Raw genomic sequence first — 11,532 nt, forward strand, 5'->3', positions numbered from 1 at the left:
TAGCGTCTCCGTCTCCGCGACATTGAAGAAGGACTCTACCGAAGGATCATCTTGCAGGGTCGCTGAACTCATCCCACCTCAGCGTTCACCCTGCTCTTTGGTGTGTTACTCGTTCTATGACACCCTCCCTCCGGGATGTTCTGGATGCCGATGGCGAGCATCAGCGACAGGCCTTCCGCGACGTTTCCACTTCCGAACCCGACGCCGACCGCCAGGCCCTCGGGCATGTTGTGAATGGTGATGGCGACGATGAACAGCAACAGCGGCGCCAAATCCGCCTCCGAGATGGTCTGGTCGCTGCGCTGGCGCCCCGTGATGAGCACGTGCACGTGGGGCACCCAGCGGTCCGCGCGGTCCAACAGCAGTACCCCCAGCGAAATGCCCACGATGACCTCGATGAGCCCATTCTGCCCGCCGAACTCGATGCCCGGAAGAATGAGACTCGTGAAGCTCGCCGCGAGCATCACGCCGGCGGCGAACCCCAGCGCGCCGTCCAACGAACGCTGGGAAGGATTCCGCCACACGACGACGAGTAGGGCCCCGAGTAGATTCAGCCCCGCGATGACGACCCCAGCGACGAACGCCTGCATCACGGGGTCGTTGCCCGCGATTCTGAGGAACCACGACTCCAACATGTGCGGCCAGTCGCGGGCCGCCGGCTTAAACCCGGGGAACTGCCCCGGCGTCGTCGCCGAGACCGGAACCGATACGGCCAGCGAGCAAGTAGCACCGCGTAATGACCGAGTCGCTGTCGGTACTCCTCACTAACGACGACGGCATCGACGCCCCTGGTATTCGCGCCCTCCGCGACCGACTAGCCGACGACCACAACGTCACCGTCGTCGCACCCGCCGCCGAACAGTCCGGCACAGGCCAGACCCGGACGTTCGAGACGCTCGACTACGAAGAACGTGAGGACGGCTACGCCGTCCACGGCACCCCCGCCGACTGCGTCGCTGTCGCCGTCGCTGCGCTTGATTTCACGCCCGACGTCGTCGTCTCCGGCTGTAACGACGGCCCGAACCTCGGTGCGCACATCCTCGCGCGTTCGGGCACCGTCGGCGCTGCCATGGAAGCTTCCTTCCTCGGCATTCCCGCCGTCGCGGTTTCCATGTACGACTGGGAGTTCGACCCCGCCGGCGACTGGGAGCCCACCTACGACCAGTTTCACATCGCCTCCGACACCATCGCCGACATCCTCCCTGACTTCGTCGCCGGCGACGTCCTCCCCACCGCGGACTACCTCTCCGTGAACGCACCGGCTACCGAGTACGCAGACAACCCCGTCAAGCGCGTTACCCGCCCGACTGAAGAGTACGAACTCCAGGCCGAGTTCACCGAATCCGGCATCAACGTCGAAGACCGCTTCTGGCACGAATTCCTCGACCGAAACATCCCCGACCCCGCCGGCACTGACCGCCACGCTTGCGTCGACAACGAGATCAGTATCACACCGCTCACTGTCCCCCACTCCGTCGCCGACGGCGCGACGCCCGGTGGACTTCTCTAAACGCACTTTTGGCGTGGGAGGGCGCTGCGGCGCCCTCTCTGGCAAAAACTTGCGGAAAAAGCGCCATCGGACCCCTACCGGGGGTCCTCGGCGCCCGAGCGCGAAACGCTCGGTGAATCGCGCGGCGATGCCGCGCGAATGGTGGCTGCTACCGACTGCGTAGATTCAAGTACGGGAACGGCCCCAACCTCGTGGGTGACGTAACGACTGGCGCGGGTCCGGCCGAGGCGGGAGCGTGGCGAGCCGGCTCGCGACGAGGGGCCACCTGCTCGAATACACCCCGGTCTGCGAGTGTTCTGTCCGCCAGCAGGCGATAGGTGTTTACTGTCGGGTCGGCTTCTTCCTACCATGTTACCGCCCGGTTCGGACGCCGTCGTCGTCAGGCACGGCGACGTCGGCGTGAAGTCGAGCTCGGTGCAGTCCGACATGGAGCGCCGGCTCCGCGAGAACCTCGAAGCCATCCTCGACGACCGCGACATCCCGGGCGAGGTCGACCGCGAGTGGGGACGACTGCTCGTCCGAACCTCCGAACCCGACGCCGCTGCCGACGCCGCTACGGACACGTTCGGTGTCGTCTCGGCGAGCCCCGCGCTCTCGGTCCCAGCCGAGATGCGTTCGATTCGTGGTGCGCTCGCGCTGACCGCCCGCGAGTGCTACGACGGCGGCGCGTACGCCGTCGACGCCCGCCGCGTCGGCCACCACGAGTTCGGCAGCCACGATGTCAACCGTGAGGGCGGAGACGCCGTTTGGCACGCGGTCGAACAGGACGTTCGCCCGGAAGTCGATCTCGACGACCCCGACGTCACGTTCTTCGTGGAGGTCCGTCAAGACGAGGCGTTCGTCTTCGTGGAGAAACGCGACGGTCCCGGTGGGATGCCGCTGGGGAGCCAGAAGCCGCTGGTTGCGCTCGTCTCCGGCGGTATCGACTCGCCGGTCGCGGCGTGGGAAGCGATGAAGCGCGGGTCGCCAGTCGTGCCGCTGTACCTCGACCTCGGACCGTACGGCGGCCCCGACCACCGTGCTCGCGCCGAGGAAACCACGAGGCGACTGTCTGCGTACGCGCCAAACTTCGACCTCCAATTGCGCGTCGCGCCCGCCGGCGACGCCGTCGAACGCCTTGGTGACGAGGTCGGGCGCACGCGCATGCTCTCCTACCGCCGGTTCATGTACAAGGTCGCCGAACAGCTCGCCGAGCAGGTCGGCGCAGTCGGCATCGTCACCGGCGAGTCGCTCGGCCAGAAGTCCAGTCAGACCGCCGCGAACTTCGCGGTCGTCGACCGCGTCACCGACCTCCCGGTCCACCGCCCACTGTTCGCGCTCGACAAACAGGAGATCATCGCTCGCGCCCGCGACATCGGCACGTACCGGGACTCCACGCTCGACGTCGGCTGCGAGCGACTGGCACCGAGCCAGCCGCTGACCTCCGCGTCGATGGAGAGCGTTCGCAAAGACGAACCCGACGACCTCTTCGAATGGGCGCGTGAAGCCGCCGACCGTATCGAAGTCTCTAGGGGGATGCCGGCATGACGCGCGTATGCATCGTCGGAAGCGACGACGTTGACCTCCGCACGGACCTGTTCGCGTACGAGACCGCGCGGCGGGCGTTGGCGACCTACGACATCCGATCGCCGTACGAGAACACGGTCGCCGTCGACACCGTGAGCCTCGGCGCTGCGGTGTCACTGTTGAATGACCTGAACTGGTATCTCGTCCGCCTCGCCGAGGAGGCGTTCGTTCTCGAACCGTCGGTCGCCGACGACGAGTGGCTCTCCCGCGACCTCGCCGCGGAAGTCCGGGACGGCGACGTGCGAGCGCCAGAGACGGACGCGCGGCTGAAGGTCTACGGCGTCGAGGACGGGCGGCTCGTCGAGCCGATGTACGTCACGCGCGTGCAGGACGAGCGCCCCGAGTACGACCTCCGGGACGTCGACGAGACCGTCGTCGTGCGCGTAACAGAAGACGAGTTCGAGGCGTAGTCAGGCGTCAAAGACGCCGGCGGAAAGGTAGCGTTCGCCGGAGTCCGGGAACACCGTGACGACCAGCGGACAGTCGTCGTACTCTAGCGTCCCGCCGTCGGCGAGCGCGTCCTCGTCGATGCCCGCGTCTGCGAGGTCGCTGGCGTCGAACGCCGTCTCAGGGCAGTTCAGTCCGGGTTCGGCGATGCGCTGTGCGATGCGTTCGGCAGCGACGTAGGCGGCACCGCTGGACTGCCCGACGAGGATGCCCTGTTCTCGGGCGAGTTCGCGCGCTGTTGCTTCGGCGTCCTCGACGGCGACGGGCTCGACGCTGTCGACGAGGTCGACGTCGAGGAGGGCGCTGACGAACCCTGGGCCCATTCCCTGGAAGTCGTCGTCGCCGGATTCGCCGCTGGAGAGCACGGCGTTCTCCTCCGGTTCGACCGCGATGACCTCCATGTCAGGGTACTCTTCTTTGAGGCGCGTCGCGGTGCCCGTGATGGTGCCGCCGGTGCCGACGCCGGCGACGAACGCGTCGATTTCACGCCCCTCTACCTGGTCGATAATTTCCTCGGCGGTCGTCCGGTAGTGCGCTCGCGGGTTCGCGGGGTTCTCGAATTGGGAGACGCGGAACCCGCCGTCCTCGGCCGCGATGCGGTCGGCGCGCTCGTTGGCGGTCTCCATGTTGCCCTCGACGAGTTCGAGATCCGCGCCGTACGCGCGGAGGAGGCGGCGTCGCTCCTCCGACATCGACGCGGGCATCACGATGGTGAGGTCGTAGCCGCGCGCTGCGGCGACGACGGCGAGCCCGATGCCCGTATTCCCGCTGGTGGCTTCCACGAGGCGGTCACCGGGCGAGACGTGCCCCTCACGCTCGGCAGCCAGCACCATCTCTCGCGCGGGTCGGTCCTTCGCCGACCCCCCAGGATTGAACGCCTCGAGTTTCGCCGCGATGGTCGCGCCCTCGGGAGCGGGGACGCGGACGAGCGGCGACCCGATGGCCTCGAGGATGCTGTCCTTCATTAGCCACGTCTAGGTAGTCCCCCACTAAACGTGTGACGGGCCGCGACAGTCCCTGCCGCCTTCGACCCTTGGCTACCCGGCCATGTAGACGGACGCCCAACGCGGGCCGGCGCGCTCCGCGAGTAGCGTCCCAACCGCAGCGAGGAAGCCGCTCACAGTGACGAGGCCGGCTGCGTACGTCGCTGGAATCGGCCCTGAAGCGGTGGCGAACGAGACCAGCAGCACTGGAACGACGGGGACGGCGACACCCGCGGTGAACAGCGCGAACCGCCCAGCATCGAAGAGGAACTCGTTCGGGTCGAACCCTGCGAGCGCGACCGTGAGCCCGAACAGATACAGTGAGAGGCCGCCGAGCAGCGACAGCCCGACGACGGCGTCCACGAGCGACACGTCGTAAACAACGAGCACGACGATGTAGGCGGCTATCGACGTGGGCAGCCCGGTCAACAGGAACGCCACGCGTTTCGCGCGGAACACCGCCGGGACGGATACCGGGAGTACGAGGTACTCGTCGATGCTGTCGAACTGGGTGAGCCAGTTGTACGTCGTGAACGCACTCAGCGAGAGAATGGTCCCGAAGAAGACGCCAGGCTTCGGCGCGACGCCCACGATGCGCGCGACGATGTCCACGAGGAACGCGGCGAGCGCGAGCAGAATCGCCGCGGAGACGACCGGTTTGAGGAGGCCGCCGCTGGACCGCGCAAGGTCGAGCAGCGTGCGCGCGACGAGGCCGTTCTCGTCGCGGATAGCGCTGGCGAGCGGCCCGAACTGGTTTTGTCTGGTTTCGGCGGGGTCGCGGTGCGTCGGGACGTAGACGGCGAGCGCCCCGGCACCCGCGACGAGCGCGCCCACGAGCACCACGAGTGCGTGTCCGAATTCGGTGGCGACGACGGCGTTCCAGACGGCGCTCGCGTTCCCGGTGAACCAGACCGCTCCCACACCGCCAGCGACGACGATGCCGAGTACCCACGACGGAACGCCGCGCGTACGGGCCGCGATGGCCGTGAACGTGGCGACCATCCCGACGACGAAGGCGACGAGGAGTGAAGTCCACAGCGCGACGAGTGCTGTTGGTTCCAGCGCGCCAGTCGCGGCCAGCGGCGCGAAGCCCACGCAGATCGGCAACAGGAAGAAGAGCGCGTAGTAGCCGGCGTCTTTCACGAGAAATACACCGAGTAGCCGACGACGCGAGAGCGGCAGGTAGCTAGCCGTCGAGAGCAGCACCTCAGTTTCGCCGAGCGCGCGCTCCAGCAGGTCGTTGCCGACGAGGCCGGCAGTTCCCGTGTAGAGCCCGAACGCGAGCGCGAGTACGCGCGTGCCGTCAGCGATTGCGGTCGCGTCTGTCCCGGTGAATTGGAGCGTGGCGACCGTCGCCATGCTTGCGACGGCGACGAAGACGGGGAGTGCGCCGAAGCGTTGGCCGCCGAACAAGGCCGCGTGCAGGCGGTGCTCTTCGCGCACCATCGCGCGGAACACCAGCCACGTCTTCGACGCCATCAGTGCCCCTCGCTCACCGGCGTGTCCCGTGGGTCGGCTCCTTCGACCGCGTCGAGGAACGCGTCGAGCAGGTCGGCCTCGGTTTCGGCGACGTCCTGCTCGGCGACGAGGCGGCCGTTTGTCACGATGCCGACCCGCGAGCAGACGTCCTCGGCGACGTCGATGTTGTGTGTCGAGAGGAACACCGCGTTGCCGTCCGCGGCGTACGACTGGAGATAGCGTTTGACCTGCTCCTGGACGATGGGGTCGAGGTTTGCGAGCGGTTCGTCGATGACAACGACGTCTGGCTCGTGGACGAACACCTGCGTCAGCATCACTTTCTGCTGTTGTCCGCGGGAGAGGTCCGCGCATAGCGTGTCGAGTTTCGCCGCGAACCCGAGGCGCTCGCTCCACTCCTCGACGCGCTCTGTCACCGTCTCCTCGTCGAGGCCTCGGACGCGCCCGATGAATTCGAAGAACTCCGCGGGCGTGAGGAAGCTCGGCGGCGTCTGCTGCTCGGGGAGGATACCGACCCGGCTACGAGTCTCGACGGGCTCGCTAGCAGGGTCCGTGCCGAGCACGTCCACGTGGCCGTTGTCCGGCCGGAGTTGTCCGGTCAGAATTTCGATGGTCGTCGTCTTCCCGGCTCCGTTCGGCCCGAGGAACCCGTACACTTCGCCGCGGTCGACGGCGAGGTCGAGTCCATCCACGGCCCGCACGTCCCCGTAGGCCTTCCGCAGGGAGTCGGCCTCGATGACACTCATTATGCCGGACTCCGTCGGGCTCGTAAATGAGTCTGTGGGGCCGTCGCCGCGAGCGCGAGCCTTTTGCCCGCGCCACGCCAACGACTGAGTATGAGCCTGAGCACGATGGAGCCGAACCCGGCGTGGGACGCGGACTCCTACCCGGAGGTCGTGGAAGCGTTCGAGAACCTCGGCGACGACGTGACGGTCCACGTCTGGGGCGCGGACTGGTGCGGTGACTGCCGCAGCCAACTGCCGGACTTCGCGGCCGCGCTGGAAGCCGCGGGCGTCGAGAACGTCGAACAGTACCCCGTCGAGCGCGAGGACGGCGAGAAGTACGGCCCGAAAGTCGAGGAGTACGGCATCGAACTCATCCCGACGATTATCATCGAGCGCGACGGGGAGGAACTCGCGCGCTTCGTCGAGGAGGAACGCGTCTCGCCGGCGGTCTACCTCGCCGACCAGCTCTAGGCGCGGAACTCCGCGAGCCACTCCGCGATTTCTTCGGTCGTCGTCACGGGCGGCGAGCACGCGCGCCGGCAGATGTACGCCGCGGGTTCGTCGTCGACCGCGTCACGTTGCGCCCAAATCGGCGGGGCGGATGCTACTTCGAGGTCGTCCAGCCACGCTTCGAGCGCAGATTCGGTGGGCGGCCGCACGGTCAGTAGGCGGTGCGGAAGGTAGGAACCTCCAATCGTCTCGCGCCACTCGTCGGGGAGCGCATCAGCGGCGACCGTGACCTCCAAGAGGCCGTTCGCGTGCGTGTCCGCCGCGAGCGCGAGCGTCGCGTGGCTCGTCGGTGTGGTCTCGGCTCGGCCGCCGTACCGTTCGAGCATCGCGCCCGCGGCGTCGGCGTAGCCCGACTCGGGGTCGAACGCGTCCAGCGCGAGTAACGTCTCCGCGCCCACGCCGACCGGCGACGGCGTCGGCCCGTCAGCCACGTCCTGCGAGCGCACACCCACGTCTTCCACGGACTCGGGCGTCTCGTAGAGCGCGCCCGTCTCGTCGTCGTAACACTCCGCGAGCAGGGCGTCCGCGAGGTCAAGTGCGAACTGGAGGTGCGCGTGGTCGCCGGTCGCCTCGTAGGTCGCGAGCGCGCCTGCAGCGAGGTACGCGTAGTCCTCCGCGTACCCGACGCCAGCGACGTCCCCGTCGATGACTCGGCGCGAGAGCCTATCGCCATCCCACAGCGTCTCCCGAACGTACTCGATTGCGTCGGCGGCGCGCTCGGCGTATTCGGTGTCGAGTGCGAGGCCGGCTTCCGCGTACGCTCGCGCCATCAGGCCGTTCCAGCCCGCCAGCACCTTCTCGTCGCGCGCTGGCCGCGGGCGGTCCTCGCGGGCGACCCGGAGACGCTCTTCTGCAGCGCCGAGCGCGGCCGCAACCTCGTCCTCGGAGCGCTCGAAGTCGTCCGCGAGTTCGGACAGGGACGCAGAGACAGTGAGCACCGTCCGCCCGTCCTCGAAGTTCCCCGCGACGTCCACGCCGTAGCGCGCACAGAAGACGTCAGCGAGGAAGTCGTCGGACTCGTCGGCAGGTGCAACGTCGGCGTACTCGGCGATTGCTGCTTCGACTTCCGCGGGCGTCCACACGTAGAACGCGCCCTCCTCGTGGTCGCCCTCGGGGTTCTCCGGCGGCGCGCTACGGGCATCCAGCGTCGCATAGAACCCGCCATCGGGGTGGCCGAGTTCGCGGTCGACGAATTCCAGGGTTTCGTCGACGACCTCCGCGTAGCGTTCGTCGCCGAACAGCCGATAGCCGTCGACGTACAGGTCCGCGAGCGCGGCCTGGTCGTACAGCATCTTCTCGAAGTGCGGGACCGTCCAATCGGCGTCCGTACAGTAGCGGTGGAAGCCACCGCCGAGGTGGTCGAAGAGGCCGCCGTCGGCCATCGCGTCGAGTGCGTGTTGGACGGCATCGCCGTACCGAGTATCAGTGGCCGACTCTCGATGGTGTGCCCGCAGGAGCGCGCTCACCCGACCGGCCTGCGGGAACTTCGGCGCACGTCCGAACCCACCGTGGTCGCGGTCGGCGGCGCGGGCGAGTTCGTCTGCTGCGTCCAGTAGCGAGCTGTCACCGCTGACGTCGACGGGGTCGGGTAGCGACTCCAGTTCGCCCCGGGCGGTGCTCATCCACTGGTCGGCGCGCTCTTCGAGTTCTTCGCGGTTCTGTTCCCACTCTCGCGCGACGCGCTTCGTCAGCGGGAGGAAGCCGGGCTGGTTGCGCTTGGCCTCCTTCGGGAAGTACGTCCCGACGTAGAACGGCTCCTTCTCGGGTGTGAGGAACGCCGACAACGGCCAACCGCCGCCACCGCGGACGGCCTGACAGACGGTCATGTACAGCGAGTCGACGTCCGGGCGCTCCTCGCGGTCGACCTTGATGGGGACGAAGTGCTCGTTCAGTACTTCGGCGACCTCCGGGTCGGAGAACGACTCCTCCTCCATGACGTGACACCAGTGACACGCCGAGTAGCCGATGGAGAGGAAGATGGGGACGTCGCGCTCGCGGGCGGCCTCGAACGCCGCTTCGTCCCACGGCTGCCAATTCACGGGGTTGTCGGCGTGCTGGCGGAGGTACGGGCTCGCCGTCTCGTCGAGCCTGTTCCGCGCGGTGGGGTCGGACATACGATAAGGAAAGGTCGCTGGCGGGTAAAACCCACTCTCGCGGCACTCGCTCTTCGGGAATACACGAACGCGTACAACACGACAGTCGAGTAGGGGAAGATTTACACTTGCTTGCTCACTCTCCCCGCACATGACCGAACGAGTCCTACTGGTCGGTGGCGGCGGCCGGGAGCACGCCATCGCCGACGAACTCGCGGACGACTGCGAACTGTACGCCGCAGCAGGCAACCGAAACCCCGGAATCGACGAGCTGGCGGACGGGTTCCGCGAAGTCGACACCGAAGACCCAGACGCCGTCGTCGACTACGCGCTCGACGTGGACGCGACCCTGGCTGTCGTCGGTCCGGAGGGACCGCTGGCAGCCGGCGTCGTGGACGCCCTCGACGACGAGGACATCTACGCGTTCGGCCCGAAGCAGGCCGACGCCCGCATCGAGACGGACAAGACGTTCCAGCGGGAATTCATGGCCGAACACGACGTCCCCGGCCAAGCGGAGTTCGAGACGTTCGACGACCCGGACGCCGCAGCGGACTACGTCGAGGACGTAGACGGCGACGTCGCCGTCAAGCCCGCCGGCCTCACGGGCGGCAAGGGCGTTCGCGTCACGGGCGACCAGGTCTCCAAACAAGAAGCCGCCGACTACGTCCGGTCCTCCGAGCACGACGAGTGGGTCGTCGAGGAGCGCCTCGTCGGCGAGGAAGTCACCGTGCAGGCGTTCGTCGCGAACCGCGACGTGCGCCCGACGCCGGTCGCACACGACCACGGCCGCGCACTCGAGGGCGACGAGGGCGCGAACACAGGCGGCATGGGTAGTTACACGGGTCCGGACTGGACGCTCCCGTTCGTCACCGACGACGAGTACGAGGCCTGCGTGGACACGCTGGAAGCCATCGTCGACGCGCTCCCCTCGTATCGTGGCGTTCTCTACGGCCAGTTCATGCTCACGAGCGATGGCCCGAAGGTCGTCGAGTTCAACGCACGCTTCGGCGACCCCGAGGCGCTGAATACGCTCCCGACGATGGAGACGCCGCTCATCGACGTGCTCACGGCGGCCCGCGACGACGACCCGCTCCCGGACCCCGAATTCGCGGACGTCGCGACCGTCTGCAAGTACGTCGTCCCAGAGGGCTATCCCACGAACCCCGAGGGCGGCACCCGTGTCACTATCGATGCCGACGACCTCGACGACGCCAAACTGTTCTACGCGAGCGTCGACGCCCGCGACGACGGCATCTACACGACGACCTCGCGGTCGTACGCCGTCGTCGGGTTCGGCTCCTCGATTCCCGACGCCGAAGCCGAAGCCAGCGCCGCGCTCGGCGACCTCCCAGAGGGGCTGCGCGTGCGCCGTGACATCGGCACGAAGGAACTTCTGCAGGAGCGCATCGACCACATGAACGCCGTCCACGGCGAGTAGCGTTCCGCGCGTCGCGACACGAACCGCCACCTGGTTCTTTAACACCACCCTGCGTAGTCACCGATATGTCGAGCGAAGAAGTCACGCGATTGCTACGGAAGGCGTACGGCGACGAAATCGAGACAGTCATGAATTATATGACGAACTCAATCGTCCTCGACGGCGTGCGCGCCGAGGAAATCAAAGAATCCCTCCAGGTGGACATCCAGGAAGAGCTCTCCCACGCCGAACAGCTCGGCGAACGGCTCAAGCAGATCGACGAACAGCCGCCTGCGTCCGCCGAATTCGAAGCCCACCAGCACTCCCTCCAGCCTCCGAAGGATACCACCGACGTCCTGTCGGTCATCGACGGCGTGCTCGACGCCGAGGAAGACGCCATCGACACGTACCGCGACCTCATCAACGCCGCCGAGGACGCCGACGACCCGGTCACGGAGGACCTCGCGGTGACGATTCTCGCTGACGAGGAAGCCCACCGCACGGAGTTCCGGGGCTACCGCAAGGAGTACCGCTCGGACTAGCGGCTTTCGCGCTCCTTTTGCCGCCGCCGACGCGTAGCTACGGCCATGAACGTCGCTTTCGTCGTCGCCGCGACGCTGACCGGTATCGCCGTCGGCGTGGTGTTCGCGTCCCTCCGTATCCCGATTCCCGCGCCGCCGTCGCTTGCGGGCGTCATGGGCATCGTCGGCATCTGGCTGGGCTACCGGCTCGTCAAACACTTCGGGTTCGGTTTCGACCTGCTAGACGCGCTCGGCGTGTAGAACCGGTAGACCTGACGCGTTCT

The 11,532-nt window shown here is 67.3% G+C and carries 11 protein-coding genes and 1 pseudogene; 7 read left to right on the forward strand and 5 right to left on the reverse strand.

Going from position 1 to position 11,532, the window contains the following annotated elements; all coding sequences use genetic code 11:
* Window positions 1-125: 125 nt before the first annotated feature.
* A pseudogene (locus LPA44_RS16135) lies at window positions 126-635 on the reverse strand (ZIP family metal transporter); the annotation flags it as partial.
* Between the two features lie 101 nt (window positions 636-736).
* On the opposite strand from LPA44_RS16135, the gene surE reads away from it, so the two are divergent.
* The 3 genes from surE (at window position 737) to LPA44_RS16150 (ending at window position 3,486) form a co-directional block, all read left to right on the forward strand.
* Window positions 737-1,510: a 5'/3'-nucleotidase SurE gene (gene surE, locus LPA44_RS16140; protein ID WP_230890528.1), complete on the forward strand. Its 774-nt coding sequence runs from the start codon at window positions 737-739 to the stop codon at window positions 1,508-1,510.
* Between the two features lie 348 nt (window positions 1,511-1,858).
* On the forward strand, window positions 1,859-3,037 hold the full coding sequence (locus LPA44_RS16145) for a tRNA sulfurtransferase (RefSeq protein WP_230890529.1): 1,179 nt from the start codon (window positions 1,859-1,861) through the stop codon (window positions 3,035-3,037).
* Entirely contained in the window at window positions 3,034-3,486 is a 453-nt protein-coding gene (locus LPA44_RS16150; RefSeq protein WP_230890530.1) for a DUF5804 family protein, read from the forward strand. The genes LPA44_RS16145 and LPA44_RS16150 overlap by 4 nt, the downstream gene beginning before the upstream one ends.
* Here LPA44_RS16150 and LPA44_RS16155 read toward each other — a convergent pair whose 3' ends face one another.
* The 3 genes from LPA44_RS16155 to LPA44_RS16165 all read right to left on the reverse strand — a co-directional run bounded on the left by LPA44_RS16155 (window position 3,487) and on the right by LPA44_RS16165 (window position 6,728).
* Window positions 3,487-4,488 carry a PLP-dependent cysteine synthase family protein gene (locus LPA44_RS16155; RefSeq protein WP_230890531.1) on the reverse strand — a complete coding sequence of 334 codons (1,002 nt, stop codon included), beginning with the start codon at window positions 4,486-4,488 and terminating at the stop codon, window positions 3,487-3,489. It lies immediately after the preceding gene.
* A 72-nt stretch (window positions 4,489-4,560) separates the two neighbouring features.
* Window positions 4,561-5,985 carry a hypothetical protein gene (locus LPA44_RS16160; protein WP_230890532.1) on the reverse strand — a complete coding sequence of 475 codons (1,425 nt, stop codon included), beginning with the start codon at window positions 5,983-5,985 and terminating at the stop codon, window positions 4,561-4,563.
* Window positions 5,985-6,728 carry an ABC transporter ATP-binding protein gene (locus LPA44_RS16165; protein WP_230890533.1) on the reverse strand — a complete coding sequence of 248 codons (744 nt, stop codon included), beginning with the start codon at window positions 6,726-6,728 and terminating at the stop codon, window positions 5,985-5,987. The genes LPA44_RS16160 and LPA44_RS16165 overlap by 1 nt, the downstream gene beginning before the upstream one ends.
* 90 nt (window positions 6,729-6,818) lie before the next feature.
* Between LPA44_RS16165 and LPA44_RS16170 the strand changes: the two genes are divergently transcribed.
* Window positions 6,819-7,178 (forward strand): thioredoxin family protein, encoded by a 360-nt coding sequence (locus LPA44_RS16170; protein WP_230890534.1) that lies wholly within the window; start codon window positions 6,819-6,821, stop codon window positions 7,176-7,178.
* Here LPA44_RS16170 and LPA44_RS16175 read toward each other — a convergent pair.
* Window positions 7,175-9,331, reverse strand: coding sequence for a thioredoxin domain-containing protein (locus tag LPA44_RS16175; protein ID WP_230890535.1), 2,157 nt, complete (start codon window positions 9,329-9,331; stop codon window positions 7,175-7,177). The genes LPA44_RS16170 and LPA44_RS16175 overlap by 4 nt on opposite strands.
* A 130-nt stretch (window positions 9,332-9,461) precedes the next feature.
* Between LPA44_RS16175 and purD the strand changes: the two genes are divergently transcribed.
* From purD to LPA44_RS16190, 3 genes are all read left to right on the forward strand, one after another.
* Window positions 9,462-10,748, forward strand: a complete 1,287-nt coding sequence (gene purD, locus LPA44_RS16180) for a phosphoribosylamine--glycine ligase (protein ID WP_230890536.1) — start codon at window positions 9,462-9,464, stop codon at window positions 10,746-10,748.
* Window positions 10,749-10,813: 65 nt separating this feature from the next.
* Window positions 10,814-11,269: a ferritin-like domain-containing protein gene (locus LPA44_RS16185; protein WP_230890537.1), complete on the forward strand. Its 456-nt coding sequence runs from the start codon at window positions 10,814-10,816 to the stop codon at window positions 11,267-11,269.
* A gap of 45 nt (window positions 11,270-11,314) precedes the next feature.
* Window positions 11,315-11,509 (forward strand): XapX domain-containing protein, encoded by a 195-nt coding sequence (locus tag LPA44_RS16190; protein ID WP_059056927.1) that lies wholly within the window; start codon window positions 11,315-11,317, stop codon window positions 11,507-11,509.
* The last annotated feature ends 23 nt before the right edge of the window (window positions 11,510-11,532 follow it).

The organism is Halobacterium sp. KA-4 (assembly GCF_021028995.1).
Lineage (GTDB): Archaea > Halobacteriota > Halobacteria > Halobacteriales > Halobacteriaceae > Halobacterium.

Bases quoted from the DNA above. Each gene is read 5' to 3' on its own strand.
- surE (WP_230890528.1), top strand. From the start codon at position 737: ATGACCGAGTCGCTGTCGGTACTCCTCACTAACGACGACGGCATCGAC.
- LPA44_RS16145 (WP_230890529.1), top strand. From the start codon at position 1,859: ATGTTACCGCCCGGTTCGGACGCCGTCGTCGTCAGGCACGGCGACGTC.
- LPA44_RS16150 (WP_230890530.1), top strand. From the start codon at position 3,034: ATGACGCGCGTATGCATCGTCGGAAGCGACGACGTTGACCTCCGCACG.
- LPA44_RS16155 (WP_230890531.1), bottom strand. From the start codon at position 4,488: ATGAAGGACAGCATCCTCGAGGCCATCGGGTCGCCGCTCGTCCGCGTC.
- LPA44_RS16160 (WP_230890532.1), bottom strand. From the start codon at position 5,985: ATGGCGTCGAAGACGTGGCTGGTGTTCCGCGCGATGGTGCGCGAAGAG.
- LPA44_RS16165 (WP_230890533.1), bottom strand. From the start codon at position 6,728: ATGAGTGTCATCGAGGCCGACTCCCTGCGGAAGGCCTACGGGGACGTG.
- LPA44_RS16170 (WP_230890534.1), top strand. From the start codon at position 6,819: ATGAGCCTGAGCACGATGGAGCCGAACCCGGCGTGGGACGCGGACTCC.
- LPA44_RS16175 (WP_230890535.1), bottom strand. From the start codon at position 9,331: ATGTCCGACCCCACCGCGCGGAACAGGCTCGACGAGACGGCGAGCCCG.
- purD (WP_230890536.1), top strand. From the start codon at position 9,462: ATGACCGAACGAGTCCTACTGGTCGGTGGCGGCGGCCGGGAGCACGCC.
- LPA44_RS16185 (WP_230890537.1), top strand. From the start codon at position 10,814: ATGTCGAGCGAAGAAGTCACGCGATTGCTACGGAAGGCGTACGGCGAC.
- LPA44_RS16190 (WP_059056927.1), top strand. From the start codon at position 11,315: ATGAACGTCGCTTTCGTCGTCGCCGCGACGCTGACCGGTATCGCCGTC.